Source organism: Streptomyces albofaciens JCM 4342, from assembly GCF_008634025.1.
Lineage (GTDB): Bacteria > Actinomycetota > Actinomycetes > Streptomycetales > Streptomycetaceae > Streptomyces > Streptomyces albofaciens.
In genome coordinates this window covers 768,268-782,059 of sequence record NZ_PDCM01000001.1, presented here as the reverse complement: position 1 = coordinate 782,059, position 13,792 = coordinate 768,268, and the positions used below count along the sequence as shown (strand labels likewise).

Sequence of the window (13,792 nt, the reverse complement as noted above, 5' to 3'; positions counted from 1 at the left end):
CGGCGCCCCGTCAACGGGACGAGGCCCGGCCCCCTCGAAAGGGGACCGGGCCTCGTACGGCTGAGCAGCCTCGGAGCGAGGTGCCTCAGTGGGAGTGGCCGTGACCGTGACCGGCGTCGGCCTCCTCCTCTTCCTTCTTCTCGACGACCAGGGTCTCGGTCGTGAGCAGCAGGGAGGCGATCGACGCGGCGTTCTCCAGCGCCGAGCGGGTGACCTTCACCGGGTCGATGACGCCGGCCTTCACCAGGTCGCCGTACTCGCCGGTGGCGGCGTTGAAGCCCTGGTTCTTGTCCAGCTCCGCCACCTTCGAGGTGATGACGTAGCCCTCAAGACCGGCGTTCTCGGCGATCCAGCGCAGCGGCTCGACGGCGGCGCGGCGGACGACGGCGACACCGGTGGCCTCGTCGCCCTCCTTGCCGAGGTTGCCCTCCAGCACCTTGACGGCGTGCACCAGGGCGGAGCCACCACCGGAGACGATGCCCTCCTCGACCGCGGCGCGGGTCGCGGAGATGGCGTCCTCCAGACGGTGCTTCTTCTCCTTGAGCTCGACCTCGGTGGCCGCACCCACGCGGATCACGCAGACGCCACCGGCCAGCTTCGCCAGACGCTCCTGGAGCTTCTCGCGGTCCCAGTCGGAGTCCGTGGTCTCGATCTCGCCCTTGATCTGGTTGACGCGGCCCTCGACGTCCTCGGACTTGCCGCCACCGTCGACGATGGTGGTGTCGTCCTTGGTGACGGTCACGCGGCGGGCGGTGCCCAGCACGTCCAGACCGGCCTGGTCGAGCTTGAGGCCGACCTCCTCGGCGATGACGGTCGCGCCGGTGAGGGCGGCCATGTCGCCGAGCATCGCCTTGCGGCGGTCACCGAAGCCGGGGGCCTTGACGGCCACCGCGTTGAAGGTGCCGCGGATCTTGTTGACGACCAGCGTCGACAGGGCCTCGCCCTCGACGTCCTCGGCGATGATCAGCAGCGGCTTGGAGGAGCCGGCCTGGATGACCTTCTCCAGCAGCGGCAGCAGGTCCTGGATCGAGGAGATCTTGCCCTGGTGGATGAGGATGTACGGGTCCTCCAGGACGGCTTCCATGCGCTCCTGGTCGGTGACCATGTACGGCGACAGGTAGCCCTTGTCGAAGGCCATGCCCTCGGTGAAGTCGAGCTCCAGACCGAAGGTGTTGGACTCCTCGACGGTGATGACACCGTCCTTGCCGACCTTGTCCATCGCCTCGGCGATCAGCTCGCCGACCTGCTTGTCCTGGGCGGACAGGCCGGCCACGGCGGCGATGTCGGACTTTTCGTCGATCGGGCGGGCGGTCGCGAGCAGGTCGTCGGACACGGCCTTGACCGCGGCGTCGATGCCCTTCTTCAGGGCGGCCGGGGAGGCACCGGCGGCGACGTTGCGCAGACCCTCGCGGACCAGCGCCTGGGCCAGCACGGTGGCGGTGGTGGTGCCGTCACCCGCGATGTCGTTGGTCTTGGTCGCCACCTCCTTCACCAGCTGCGCGCCGAGGTTCTCGTACGGGTCCTCGACCTCGACCTCACGGGCGATGGTCACACCGTCGTTGGTGATGGTCGGGGCGCCGAACTTCTTGTCGATGACGACGTTGCGGCCCTTGGGGCCGATCGTCACCTTCACGGTGTCGGCAAGCTTGTTGACGCCGCGCTCAAGGGCGCGACGGGCGTCCTCGTCGAACTTCAGGATCTTCGCCATGAGTTACGTGTCCTTAGTCGTTCTCTCCAACGAACTGCGCCCCGGGCGACCGGTTGTTTAGACGCGGGAACCAGGGGCGCAGATCAAGGCAATCTTCGGTGAATTACTTCTCGACGATCGCGAGCACGTCGCGCGCCGAGAGAACGAGGTACTCCTCGCCGTTGTACTTCACCTCGGTGCCGCCGTACTTGCTGTAGAGCACGACGTCGCCGACGTTCACGTCGAGCGGAAGACGGTTGCCGTCCTCGAAGCGGCCCGGGCCAACGGCCAGGACGACGCCCTCCTGGGGCTTCTCCTTGGCAGTGTCCGGAATGACCAGGCCCGAAGCCGTGGTCTGCTCGGCGTCGAGCGGCTGGACCACGATGCGGTCCTCAAGCGGCTTGATGGCAACCTTGGAGCTGGCGGTCGTCACGATCCGACCTCCCCCTTCGGAGATCTCACGGGGTTAACTGTCTGAGGTGGCGACCAGGTGGATCCGTCGTCGCGGGTGCCGGACCTGCCCGTCGCTGTGTTTGGCACTCCCCGGTGGAGAGTGCCAGGGCCGAGACTATGACGCGGTTAGCACTCGGTCAAGCGGAGTGCCAATTTGCCTCGCGGCGCGTCTGTGGGGGGACGGCGGGCCGTTGAGCACCTTGCCCGGGGTGGGGCTTGCCCATGCATGCGCTTCGCGCGGGTGGTGGGGGGACTGGACCGCGCTTCGCGCGAGGTTTTGCGCTGTCGCGCGGGATTCGCATTGGTTTGTTGTGGGGCGGGGGCGCACAGGGGGCCATCTCTCCCCCAGCCTCCGGCCGGGGGTGCCCCCACGGCGCCTGGAGTGAACCAGGCTTGGTTGTGGACCGGGGCTACGGTCGTCCTGCGGGGAGTGTCCCCCTGCGCACCCCCTCCCGTCGGATTGGCGAGTGCGGGCCGGTGGGGGGAGGGAAAAGAATGAGCTTGGTGCGCGCCGCCATGTGCTGAAGCTTGCGGCTGTGTGGCGCGCAAAATGGGGCAGACGGCCCACAATGGCCGCATGCGCATACTGGTCGTGGAGGACGAAGAAGGGGTGGCCGACTCCTTGCGGCGGGGGCTGGCGGCCGAGGGGCATTGGGTCGATGTTGCCCGGGACGGGCATCGGGGGCTGGAGCTGGCGCTTTCGCAGGGGTATGACGCGATCGTGCTGGACGTGATGCTGCCGGGGCCCAGCGGGTACGAGATCTGCGGGCGGCTGCGGCGTCGGGACGACTGGACGCCGGTGCTGATGCTGACGGCCAAGGACGGCGAGTACGACGTGGCCGAGGGGCTGGACGCGGGCGCCGACGACTACCTCACCAAGCCGTTCTCCTTCGTTGTGCTGCTCGCCCGGCTGCGCGCCCTCACCCGGCGCGGACGGGCCGCCGAGCGCCCCCGTACGCTCCAGTGCGGCGACCTCACCCTGGACGCCGAGGCGCGCCGTTGCCGCCGTGGCGACACGGACATCGAGCTGACCGCCCGCGAACTGGCCGTGCTGCGTTGCCTCATGACGGGCGACGGTCAGGCGGTCGCCAAGCGGGACATCCTCGACGAGGTCTGGGACTCGCCGGCCGATGTGGATCCCAACATCGTCGAGGTGTACGTCTCGTCCCTCCGCAAGAAGATCGACACCCCGTTCGGCCGCCACTCGATCCGTACCGTGCACGGCACGGGGTACCGGATGGCGCCCGGTGAGGACTGAGGTCCGGCTCCGGCCCGCCTCCATGCGCGGCCGGTCCGCCGCGGCCGCCGCCCTGGCCATGGCTCTCGTGCTGGCCGTCGGCGGCGGCTGGCTCTACGCGTTGCTGCGCGCCAACCTGCTGGACAACACCACCAGCCGTACCGAGGTGGCCGCCCGCAAGGTCGCCGCGCAGGCCGACACCGGCGCGCTTCCCGGGGTGCTGGCGTCGCCCGCCGACGGTGTCGATCTGGTGCTGGTGCTGGACGATGCGGGCCGGGTCGTCGCCAGCAGCCTGCGGTCCGCCGATCCGCTGGCCGCCGAGCTGCGGGGGCTGCGCCCGTCCCCGGGACAGGATTCCGCCGACCGTGTCCTGACCGGCGCCCCGGCCGCGACGGCGGGCGGCTCGCGCGCGGACGTGGTCGTGGTGCGGGCCACGCCGCCGGGCGAGAGCGGCCGGGTGCGGTACGTGTACGCGGTCACCGTGCTCTCGGACGTGGACGACGCCACCCACGCCATCGGCGTCGCCCTGCTCGCCAGCGCCCCGCCGCTGATCGCGCTGGCCGCCGCCATCGCCTGGGCGGTGACCGGGCTGGCGCTGCGCCCGGTCACCGCGATCCGCAGGGAGCTGGCCGCGGTCAGCGAGAGCGAGCTGGACCGGCGGGTGCCGGACCCCGCGGGCGGTGACGAGATCGCGCTGATGGCCCGTACGGTCAACGCCACCCTGGACCGGCTGGAACAGGCCGTCACCCGGCAGCGCCAGTTCGTCGCCGACGCGTCGCACGAGCTGCGGAATCCGATCGCGGCCGTGCGCTCCCGGCTGGAGGTCGCGCTGGCCGCGGCCAACGAGGGGTCCGACCGCTCCTCCGTACGCGCGGCCCTCCGCGACGTCGAGCGCCTCCAGCGGATCGCCGCCGACCTGCTCCTCCTGGCCCGTCTCGACGCGCACGCCCCGCGTGCCGCCGAGCCCGTCGACCTGGCCCTGCTGGCGGCCGAGGAGGCCGCGCGCCGGCCGGGGCGCGGCGGGCCCCGGCTGGTGGTGGTGGCCGACGAGCCGGTACCCGTACGGGGTGACCCTGCGCAGCTGGAGCGCCTGCTCACCAACCTGGTCGACAACGCGCTGCGCCACGCGGCGTCGGAGGTCCGGGTCATCGCGCGGGCCCTGGTGGGCACCGCCGTACCGGACCGGACCGTACTGGAAGTGGTGGACGACGGGCCCGGCATCCCGCCGCCCGCCCGCGAGCGGGTCTTCGAACGCTTCGCCCGCCTCGACGCGGCGCGCGACCGCGAGACCGGCGGTACGGGGCTGGGCCTGGCCATCGCCCGCGACATCGCCCGTGCGCACGGCGGCGATCTGTCCGTACGGGACCGGGAGGACGGGGGGTCCGGCGCGCGCTTCGTGGCCGTCCTGCCCGGAGGCTCCGGGGCTCCCCGGTCCCCCGTTCGCTCCTGAAGTCGCCTTCAGTACCTTCAGGCTTCCTTCAGCCCCGCCCGGCCAGCCTGGTCGGATGAAGCACCGTCGCAGGCCCATCGCCCCGGACGCACCCCGCCCGCAGGGACGCCGGCGCAGACCGCGGCGCCGTGTGCTGCGCGGGCTCCTGCTGTGTGTCTGTGCGCTCCTGCTGTGCGCCGCCGGTGCGGGCTGGTACTTCTACCGGGACCTGGCCGGGCAGATCGGCTCGTCGCGGGCGCTCGGCGACGGCGCGCCGAAGTCGTCCGGCGGGGCGACCAACATCCTGTTGATGGGGCTGGACAGCCGCAAGGACCGCGACGGCAATGATCTGCCGAAGGACGTGCTGGCAAAGCTGCACGCGGGCGCCTCTTCCGACATCGGCGGCTACAACACGAACACGCTGATCCTGCTGCACGTGCCCGCCGACGGCGGGCGGGCCACCGCGTTCTCCATTCCGCGCGACGACCTCGTGGACATACCGGGACACGGCAAGGACAAGATCAAGAAGGCGTACGGGCTGGCCAAGGCCGCCGTGGAGGACCGGCTCGCGCGCCAGGGCGTCACCGACCACGACCGGCTGGAGCGGGAGGGGCGGGAGGCCGGGCGCCGGGCCGAGATCGAGACGGTACGCGCCTTCCTCGGCGTGCCGGTCGACCACTTCGCCGAGGTCAGCCTGGTGGGCTTCCTGCACATCGCGGACGCGCTCGACGGCGTACCGGTGTGTCTGAAGCACCCGGTCAAGGACCGGTACTCGGGCGCCGACTTCCCGGCCGGGCGGCAGACCCTGGACGGGCCGCAGTCGCTGGCGTTCGTACGGCAGCGGCACGGCCTGCCCGCCGGCGACCTGGACCGTACGCGCCGCCAGCAGGCGTTCCTGGCGTCCGCCACGCACAAGCTGAACTCGGCGGGCACCTTCACCGACCCGCTGCGGCTGCTGAGGCTGATGGACGTCGCCAAGCAGGACCTGGTGATCGACGAGGGCTGGGACCTGCTGTCGTTCGTCCGGCAGGCGAAGAACCTTTCGGGCGGTAACGTACGATTCTCCACACTGCCCGTCGAGGGCTTCGCCAAGCACCGCGGCGAAGACGTGAACCTGGTCGATCCGCGGAAGATACGGCGGCTGGTCGCCCGGGAGACGGGCGCCGCGAACGGCGGCTCCGCCGCGCCCGAGGCCTCGGCCGGGTCCGGTGCCGCCTCCGGCGCACCTCGCTCACCTGCGGGAACCCTGCAACCGTCGCCCTCGTCTTCTTCATCGGCGGTGGAGTCCGGTTCCGGGGCGGGAGGTTCCGGGCAGACGGCTCCCATAATCGATGGCGGAGGCATCCCGTGCGTGGACTGACGAGCTCGCTCCGGCCCCCCGAGGGCCCGGAGAGCGACGCCGAGCGCACGATGACGTTCGCCGCCCTGGCCCAGGCCCCCAACCGGCGGCGTACGGAGATGTGGCTGCTGGCCTTCGCCATGCTGATCACGGTCTTCGGCTACACGTACACCGGTCTGTCGATGACCGGCAGGCTGCCTGACGGGCTGCCCGGCTTCGCCGCCGCCATGTTCTTCATGGCGCTCGTGCCGCACCTGGTCGTCCGCCGCTTCGCGCCGCGCGCCGACCCGCTGATCCTGCCGCTCGCCACACTGCTGTCCGGCATCGGCCTGGTGCTGCTGAACCGCCTCGACATCACGTACGCGGCCAAACCGAGCCTGCACATGACCCCGGCGGCGGGCGGGCAGCTGGTGTGGACGGTGATCGGGGTGGCGGTCTGCACGGCCACGCTGATGCTGCTGCGCGACCACCGCTTCCTCCAGCGCTACATCTACCTGACGATGGCCGTCGCGCTGGTGCTGCTGATGGCCCCGGCGTTCTTCACCGCGGACACGTACGGCGCCAAGCGCTGGATATTCGTCGGGCCGCTGTCGCTGCAGCCCGGCGAGTTCGTGAAAATAATGATCGCGGTGTTCTTCGCGGGCTATCTGACCCTGAACCGCGACGCGCTCGCGCTCACCGGACGCCGGGTGATGGGCGTCCAGCTGCCGCCCGGCCGCCAGCTCGGGCCGATCTTCACGATATGGGTCATCAGCCTGCTGGTGCTGGTCTTCGAGCGCGACCTCGGTACGTCGCTGATCTTCTTCGGGCTCTTCGTGATCACGCTCTACATGGCCACCGAGCGCACCAGCTGGGTGCTGTGCGGCCTGGCCATGGCCGTGGTCGGCGCCGCCGTCGTCGGCATGACCGAGCCGCACGTCAAGGGCCGGGTGATGGCCTGGCTGCACCCCATGGACATCTTCCTGCCGGAGAAGGAGCGGCCGCCGGGCCTGATATCCGACCAGGCCGCCCAGGCGCTGTTCAGCTTCGGCAGCGGCGGCATCAGCGGTACGGGCCTGGGCCAGGGCCACCCCGAACTGATCGGCTTCGCGGGCAACAGCGACTTCATCCTCACCACCGTCGGCGAGGAACTGGGCCTGGCCGGCGTGATGGCCGTACTGCTCCTGTACGTCCTGCTCGCGCAGCGCGGCCTGCGGGTGGGGCTCACCGCCCGCGACCCCTTCGGCAAGCTGCTGGCGGTGGGCCTGGCCAGCGCGCTGCTGCTCCAGGTCTTCGTCGTGTCCGGCGGCGTCACCGGGCTGATACCCCTCACCGGCAAGGCCCTGCCGTTCCTGGCCAAGGGCGGATCGTCGCTGGTCGCGAACTGGGTCATGGTGGCGCTGCTCATCCGTATCAGCGACAGCGCGCAGCGGCGGCGCGAGCCGGTGGGCATGCCGGGCGGGCGGGGCGGCGCACGTGGCCGGCGCACGCGGGCGGCCGACCCGGACGCGACACAGGCCACACCGCGCGTGGTGGCGGCGCTGCCGGGTCCGGCCGCCCAGGGAGGCGGCGGCCGCGCGCGGGGGCACGGGCGCCGCGCCCGCCGCGCACGCGGCTAGACCCTCCCGTACGACGCACCGCCCCCGCGTGCCCAGGCCCTCTCGTACAACCCACCACCTTCCGCGCGGCCAAGGCCCTCCCGCACAGCGCACCGCCCCAGCCGCTGACGCGCCGCCCGGACCGGCCGGTCCGCCCCGCCGCTCCCCCGCCCGCCCCCTGGCCCACAATGGACCAGGTGAACCAGGCGAACGACCTCGACTCCTTCTCCGCGCTGCACACGCCCGAAGGGCAGGCGCTGCTGGCCGAGCTGCGCGCTCACGACCCGGCCGACGAGCTGGCGACCGCGACCCGGCTGCGGCGCGACCACCCGGCGTCGCTGGTCTCCGCCGCGCTGGGCCAGGCGCGGCTGCGCCAGCGCGCGGCGGCCAAGTTCGGGGCGGACGCCGCGCACATGTACTTCACGCCCAACGGCGTCGAACAGTCCACCCGCAGCACGGTCGCCGCCCACCGCGCCACCCGCCTCGCCGCCCTCGGCGTCCGCTCGCTCGCCGACCTGTGCTCCGGCATCGGCGGCGACGCCATCGCCCTGGCCCGCGCCGGCATCCACGTGCTGGCCGTCGACCGCGACCCGCTGGCCTGCGCGGCGGCCCGCGCCAACGCCGAGGCGCTGGGGCTGGCCGACCGGATCGAGGTGCGCTGCGCCGATGTCACCGAGGTGGACACCTCGGCGTACGACGCGGTGTTCGTCGACCCGGCGCGGCGGGGCGGGCGCGGCGGCCGGATCTTCGACCCCGAGGCGTACTCGCCGCCGCTGTCCTGGGCCGTACAGGCCGCCCGTACGGCACCGCACGCCGCCCTGAAGATCGCGCCGGGCATCCCGCACGAGATCGTCCCCGACGAGGCGGAGGCGGAGTGGATCTCCGACGGCGGCGACGTGAAGGAGGCCGTCCTGTGGTTCGGCACCGCGCCCGGCGCCCGCCGCGCCACGCTCCTGCCCGCCGGTGACTTCCTGCTCGGCACCGGCCTGCCCGACCCGGAGCCGGGCCCGGTCGGGCGCTGGCTGTACGAACCGGACGGCGCCGTCATCCGCGCCCACCTGGTGGCCGAGGTCGCGCAGCGGGTGGACGGCCGGCTGATCGACCCGACCATCGCCTACATCACCGCGGACGAGCACCGCCCCACCCCGTACGCCACGGCCTACGAGATCACCGACACCCTGCCCTTCAACGTCAAGAAGCTGAAGGCGCTGCTGCGCGAGCGGGGCGTCGGGGTCGCCGTCATCAAGAAGCGCGGTTCGGCGGTCGAGCCCGACGAACTGCGCAAGAAGCTCAAGCTCTCCGGGCCGAACTCCTGCGTGGTGTTCCTGACGCGAGTGGCCGGCGCGCCCACGATGCTGCTGGGCCGCGAGGCGCCCACCGCCTGACGGCCGCCTACGCCCGGTCCGTCAGCTCCTCCGCGTACACCTGCGAGAGGGGCTGCGGGCCGACGTACTGCTGGCAGGTGCACTGCCCCGGCTCGTACGCGACCGGCTTCTTCTCCGCGTCCCAGGCCGTCGGCACCTGGACCGCCTCATGGCACCTGCCCTGCTTGTCGTGCTTGGCGAGATGGTGCGTACACCCGCACACCGGCTCCGGCGGCCGCTGCGCCGCCTCCAGCTCCAGCCGCTCCCGCCGCACCAGCTCCAGGCGCTCCATCTTCCGCTTGTGCCGCGTCTTCAGCGCCTTGCGCCCGGTCTCGGCCACCGTGGCGAAACCCCCCGCCATGAAGAACGCGAACACCCACCAGATCCAGTTCACGGCCTGCCGCCTCCCCGTATGTCTGCATTTTCGGCTTGGCCAGGGTATGACGTGGTGTCACGAACAGGCAGGGCAGGTTTGCGCGGCGGCGCCCTTCGGAGACCGGGGCGCCGTGATCACGGCGCTTCGCCGGCCGCCACGGCGTCGTGCAACAGCGTGATCGAGGCCGTTCGCCCGCTCCCCCTACGAGTACGGGTTGTCCCCGCTCACGAATACAGGTTGTCCTTGCTCAGCTCATGGAAGTGATCGTGATCGTGCGCGTGACCATGACCGTGGTCAGGGCCGTGGCCGTCCCCGTGGTCGTGGTCCGTCCCCGGTACGTGCGGCTCCGTGACCGGGAGGGACGAGTCGGCCGGGAGGTCCCAGGAGGAGGCCGGGCGGTTGCGGGCGACCATTTCGGCGCCGAGGGCGGCGACCATGGCGCCGTTGTCGGTGCAGAGTTTGGGGCGGGGGACGCGGAGGGTGATGCCCGCCTTCTCGCAGCGGTGCTGGGCCATCGCGCGGAGGCGGGAGTTGGCCGCGACGCCGCCGCCGATCATCAGGTGGTCGACGCCGTTGTCCTTGCAGGCGCGCACCGCCTTGCGGGTCAGTACGTCGACGACCGCCTCCTGGAAGGACGCCGCGACGTCCGCGACCGGGACCTCCTCGCCCGCCGCGCGCCTGGCCTCGATCCAGCGGGCGACGGCCGTCTTGAGGCCGGAGAAGGAGAAGTCGTAGATCGGGTCGCGGGAGCCGGTCAGGCCGCGCGGGAAGCGGATGGCTTCCGGGTCGCCCTCGCGTGCGTAGCGGTCGATGACCGGGCCGCCCGGGAAGCCCAGGTTCAGGACGCGCGCGACCTTGTCGAACGCCTCGCCCGCCGCGTCGTCGATGGTCGAGCCGAGGGGGCGGACGTCGGCGGTGATGTCGGGCGCGAGCAGGAGGGAGGAGTGGCCGCCGGAGACCAGCAGGGCCATCGTCGGCTCGGGCAGGGCGCCGTGTTCGAGCTGGTCGACGCAGATGTGCGAGGCGAGGTGGTTGACGCCGTACAGCGGCTTGCCGAGGGCGTAGGCGTACGCCTTGGCCGCCGAGACGCCGACGAGGAGGGCGCCTGCCAGGCCGGGGCCGGCCGTGACGGCGATCCCGTCGAGGTCGGACGCGGCGATCCCGGCCTCCTTCAGGGCGCGCTGGATGGTGGGGACCATCGCCTCCAGGTGCGCGCGCGAGGCCACTTCCGGTACGACGCCGCCGAAGCGCGCGTGCTCGTCGACGCTGGAGGCGACGGCGTCCGCGAGGAGGGTGTGCCCGCGCACGATGCCGACGCCGGTTTCGTCGCAGGAGGTCTCGATGCCGAGGACGAGCGGTTCGTCAGCCATGGGTGGGGGTTCCTTGCGCGGTGGGAGGTTCGGTGGACGGGGAGGGGGTCGCGGCCGGGGTCCCGGCCCCGGAATCGGCCGGAGATTCGGAGGGGGACTGGGTGGTACGGCGCATGACGAGGGCGTCCACGTTGCCCGGCTGGTAGTAGCCGCGCCTGAAGCCGATCGGCTCGAAGCCGAAGCGCTCGTACAGCCGCTGCGCCCGCGTGTTGTCGACGCGTACTTCGAGGAGCACCTCGGCGCACTCGAAGGCGGTCGCGGCGGACAGCAGCTCGGTCAGCAGCCGGGAGCCGAGCCCAGTGCCCCACTGGTCGCGGGCGGTGGCGATGGTCTGGATGTCGCCGGTGCCGTCGACGGCGGCCAGGCCGCCGTAGCCGACCAGGCGGCCGTCGAGTTCGGCGACGACGTAACGGCGGTTGGCGGCCGGTCCGCGGGCGTGTGCCAGCTCGGACCAGAACATGCCTGCCGACCAGGCGTCCTCCGGGAACAGCTCGCGCTCCAGGTCCAGTACGGGGGCGATGTCCCACCAGCGCATCTCACGGAGCACGGCGCCGTCCCGCGCGCCCTGTCCGGAAGCCACCCTCGCGGTCACTTCGGCGTGACCACCTTGTAGTTGGCGGGCACCTGCGCGTCCGGGCGGCGCAGGTACAGCGGCTGCGGCGGCAGCAGTTCCTCGCCGCGCGCCAGCTTCTCGGCGGCGAGCGAGGCGAGCGCGCCCGCGGACTGGTGCTCGGGGCCGCCGGCCCGCAGGCCGGTGAAGGTGTCCGCGTACAGCACCGCGCCCGCGCCGACCGCGGGCACCCCGCCGACCTGGTCCGCGATGTCCGCGGGGCGGTCCACGGCGGGCTCGGTGAGGCGGGTGCGGGCGTCGGCGTAGCGCGCCCAGTAGACCTCCTTGCGGCGCGCGTCGGTCGCCACCACGAACGGTTCGTCGAGCCCGGCGGCGTACGCGATGCCGTCCAGCGTGCACAGGCCGTGGACGGGCACGTCGAGGGCGGCCGCGAAGGTCGCCGCCGTGACGAGCCCGACCCGCAGTCCGGTGTACGGGCCGGGGCCGACGCCGACCACGATGTCGCTGACCGCGTCGAGTTTCACGCCCGCCTCGGCGAGCACCCGGTCGACGGCGGGCAGCAGCAGTTCGCCGTGCCGGCGCGCGTCCACCTGACGCTCCTCGGCGAGTACGCGGGAGCCGTCGTGGACCGCGACGGTGACGGCGGGGGTTGCGGTGTCCAGAGCAAGCAGCAGCACGCCTCCAAGACTACGGCGCGGCCGTGGGTGCCCTGCCGGGTGCTACCGTCACCCGTAGTCACGCGCGTACGAAAGGTGGCACGGCGGTGTCCGGTAAGAGCAGCACGATCGTCACCGCTTTGACCGCGGCCGCGCTCGCCGCCGTCGGCTTCCTGGCCTATCAGGCGTCCGCCTCGGCCCCCGACCACACCACCGCGGGCAAGCGCCCGTCGTCCTCCGCGAGCCCGGCCCCGGGCAAGGGCAAGGACGGCGCGGACCAGCAAAAGGCCGAGGTCCCGGTCCCGCCGGACTCGGGCGAGGGCGAGCGGGTCGTCTACGCGCTGGGCGCCCGGCGGGTGTGGCTGGTCACGGCGGACGGCAAGGTGAAGCGGACGTACGAGGTCACGCCGAGCACGGTGTCCCCGGCGCCGGGGACGTACAAGGTCACCGGGCGGTCGCTGAAGATCCCCGGCTCGGACGGGGTACCGATCGAACACGTGGTGCGCTTCACGGTCGCCGAGGGCGTGGTGATCGGCTTCAGCTCGGCGGTCGACGGCTCGATGCCGGACCCGAACGCGAAGAAGAAGACCGGCGGCATCCGGGAGACCCGCGAGGACGGCACGGCGATGTGGGACTTCGCGCTGCGGGAGACGAAGATCGTCGTCGTTCCCTAGGGCGGGGGTCGTTTCCCGAGGGGCGGCGTGCGCGTCCCCGAGGGACGGTGGCCGAAGGGCGCGGGGACGCCGCCCCTACGCCGCGTCGCGCCTCCCGGCCCTCTGCGTCTCCTGCACGCCGACGACGCGCGTCCCGTCTGTCTCCGCGTCCTCCTCGGCACGCGACGGCGGCTCCGGGGGCGTGGACACCGCGCTGGCCGCGGCGCACGCCGCCAGCAGTTCGTTCATGGTCGGCGACGGCTCGGTCGCGCCGCTGCGGACCCCTGCGGTGACGGGCTGGTGGGCCGACATGGATGCCTCCCGTGGCTCCTGGGCGGGCAAGCGGGCGTAGTTAGGCAGACCTAACCGGCTCTCTCTTCACCCATGTGACCACGTTCGGCGCCGCGCGCGCAACATCTTCCCGACGGCTTGTCGGAAACTACGGTGCGAGGCGCCGCCCGCTCCCCGCCCGGCGCGGCCCCTTCCCGCCTACTCCCCGGCCAGCACCGACAGGTCCACACCCGCCCAGCGCGGCCCGACACCCCGGACGGCGACCTCGCGCACATCGTCCTCGTCGGTCACCACGTCGGAGTGCGCGCCGTCCGGCAGGCCCGGCGCGTCCGCGCCCACCGTGCGCCCGATGACCAGATGCAGCCGGTCCTCGGACAGCTCCTCGACCTTGTCCTCGCCCCACTCCACGACCACCACCGACTCCGGCAGCGACACGTCGAGGTCCAGGTCCTCCATCTCGTCCAGCCCGCCGCCGAGCCGGTACGCGTCCACGTGCACCAGGGCCGGGCCCTCGGCCAGCGGCGGATGCACCCGGGCGATCACGAACGTCGGCGAGGTGACCGCCCCGCGCACGCCCAGGCCCTCGCCCAGGCCGCGGGTCAGGGTCGTCTTGCCCGCTCCCAGCTCCCCGGTCAGCATCACCAGGTCCCCCGGCCGCAGCAGCCCGGCCAGCCGGCGGCCCAACTCCTGCATGCGGGTGGGCGACTTGACGGTTACGTGCACGGTCGTCTCGGTGGCGCTCATGCGCCGATGGTACGGCGCACACAACCGGCATTCCGAACCCGGCGT

14 protein-coding genes are annotated in these 13,792 nt (G+C 72.4%); 6 read left to right on the top strand and 8 right to left on the bottom strand.

All coding sequences use genetic code 11. The features are described from left to right. Positions 1-85 precede the first annotated feature (85 nt). Together groL and groES are read right to left on the bottom strand one after the other, a co-directional pair. Positions 86-1,708 (bottom strand): chaperonin GroEL, encoded by a 1,623-nt coding sequence (gene groL, locus CP973_RS03750; RefSeq protein ID WP_150237493.1) that lies wholly within the window; start codon positions 1,706-1,708, stop codon positions 86-88. Between the two features lie 103 nt (positions 1,709-1,811). Then, positions 1,812-2,120 (bottom strand): co-chaperone GroES, encoded by a 309-nt coding sequence (gene groES / locus CP973_RS03745; protein ID WP_003984505.1) that lies wholly within the window; start codon positions 2,118-2,120, stop codon positions 1,812-1,814. A gap of 597 nt (positions 2,121-2,717) precedes the next feature. Between groES and CP973_RS03740 the strand changes: the two genes are divergently transcribed. The 5 genes from CP973_RS03740 to CP973_RS03720 all read left to right on the top strand — a co-directional run bounded on the left by CP973_RS03740 (position 2,718) and on the right by CP973_RS03720 (position 9,107). Then, positions 2,718-3,398 (top strand): response regulator transcription factor, encoded by a 681-nt coding sequence (locus CP973_RS03740; protein WP_150237491.1) that lies wholly within the window; start codon positions 2,718-2,720, stop codon positions 3,396-3,398. Next, the gene (locus tag CP973_RS03735) at positions 3,388-4,827 is read left to right on the top strand and encodes a sensor histidine kinase (RefSeq protein WP_150237489.1); all 1,440 of its coding nucleotides are present in this window, start codon (positions 3,388-3,390) and stop codon (positions 4,825-4,827) included. Before CP973_RS03740 ends, CP973_RS03735 begins: the two co-directional genes overlap by 11 nt. Positions 4,828-4,882: 55 nt before the next feature. Beyond that, positions 4,883-6,166 (top strand): LCP family protein, encoded by a 1,284-nt coding sequence (locus CP973_RS03730; RefSeq protein WP_244409258.1) that lies wholly within the window; start codon positions 4,883-4,885, stop codon positions 6,164-6,166. Between the two features lie 50 nt (positions 6,167-6,216). Next, positions 6,217-7,743 carry an FtsW/RodA/SpoVE family cell cycle protein gene (locus tag CP973_RS03725; RefSeq protein WP_150243090.1) on the top strand — a complete coding sequence of 509 codons (1,527 nt, stop codon included), beginning with the start codon at positions 6,217-6,219 and terminating at the stop codon, positions 7,741-7,743. A 167-nt stretch (positions 7,744-7,910) separates the two neighbouring features. Beyond that, entirely contained in the window at positions 7,911-9,107 is a 1,197-nt protein-coding gene (locus CP973_RS03720; protein ID WP_150237487.1) for a class I SAM-dependent methyltransferase, read from the top strand. 7 nt (positions 9,108-9,114) lie between these two features. Here CP973_RS03720 and CP973_RS03715 read toward each other — a convergent pair whose 3' ends face one another. From CP973_RS03715 to tsaB, 4 genes are all read right to left on the bottom strand, one after another. Beyond that, positions 9,115-9,480 carry a hypothetical protein gene (locus CP973_RS03715; protein WP_150237486.1) on the bottom strand — a complete coding sequence of 122 codons (366 nt, stop codon included), beginning with the start codon at positions 9,478-9,480 and terminating at the stop codon, positions 9,115-9,117. A 206-nt stretch (positions 9,481-9,686) separates the two neighbouring features. Further along, positions 9,687-10,832, bottom strand: coding sequence for a tRNA (adenosine(37)-N6)-threonylcarbamoyltransferase complex transferase subunit TsaD (gene tsaD, locus CP973_RS03710; RefSeq protein WP_150237484.1), 1,146 nt, complete (start codon positions 10,830-10,832; stop codon positions 9,687-9,689). Continuing rightward, positions 10,825-11,367 (bottom strand): ribosomal protein S18-alanine N-acetyltransferase, encoded by a 543-nt coding sequence (gene rimI / locus CP973_RS03705; RefSeq protein WP_244409720.1) that lies wholly within the window; start codon positions 11,365-11,367, stop codon positions 10,825-10,827. The genes tsaD and rimI overlap by 8 nt, the downstream gene beginning before the upstream one ends. A gap of 53 nt (positions 11,368-11,420) precedes the next feature. Next, the gene (gene tsaB / locus CP973_RS03700) at positions 11,421-12,080 is read right to left on the bottom strand and encodes a tRNA (adenosine(37)-N6)-threonylcarbamoyltransferase complex dimerization subunit type 1 TsaB (RefSeq protein WP_150237482.1); all 660 of its coding nucleotides are present in this window, start codon (positions 12,078-12,080) and stop codon (positions 11,421-11,423) included. 86 nt (positions 12,081-12,166) lie between these two features. Between tsaB and CP973_RS03695 the strand changes: the two genes are divergently transcribed. Further along, positions 12,167-12,733, top strand: a complete 567-nt coding sequence (locus tag CP973_RS03695) for a hypothetical protein (RefSeq protein ID WP_150237480.1) — start codon at positions 12,167-12,169, stop codon at positions 12,731-12,733. Positions 12,734-12,808: 75 nt separating this feature from the next. Here the strand turns inward: CP973_RS03695 and CP973_RS03690 are convergent, their stop codons facing one another. Together CP973_RS03690 and tsaE are read right to left on the bottom strand one after the other, a co-directional pair. After that, positions 12,809-13,024, bottom strand: coding sequence for a hypothetical protein (locus CP973_RS03690; protein ID WP_150237478.1), 216 nt, complete (start codon positions 13,022-13,024; stop codon positions 12,809-12,811). Positions 13,025-13,201: 177 nt separating this feature from the next. Then, complete coding sequence (gene tsaE / locus CP973_RS03685; RefSeq protein ID WP_150237476.1) at positions 13,202-13,747, bottom strand: tRNA (adenosine(37)-N6)-threonylcarbamoyltransferase complex ATPase subunit type 1 TsaE; 546 nt, start codon at positions 13,745-13,747, stop codon at positions 13,202-13,204. Positions 13,748-13,792 lie beyond the last annotated feature (45 nt).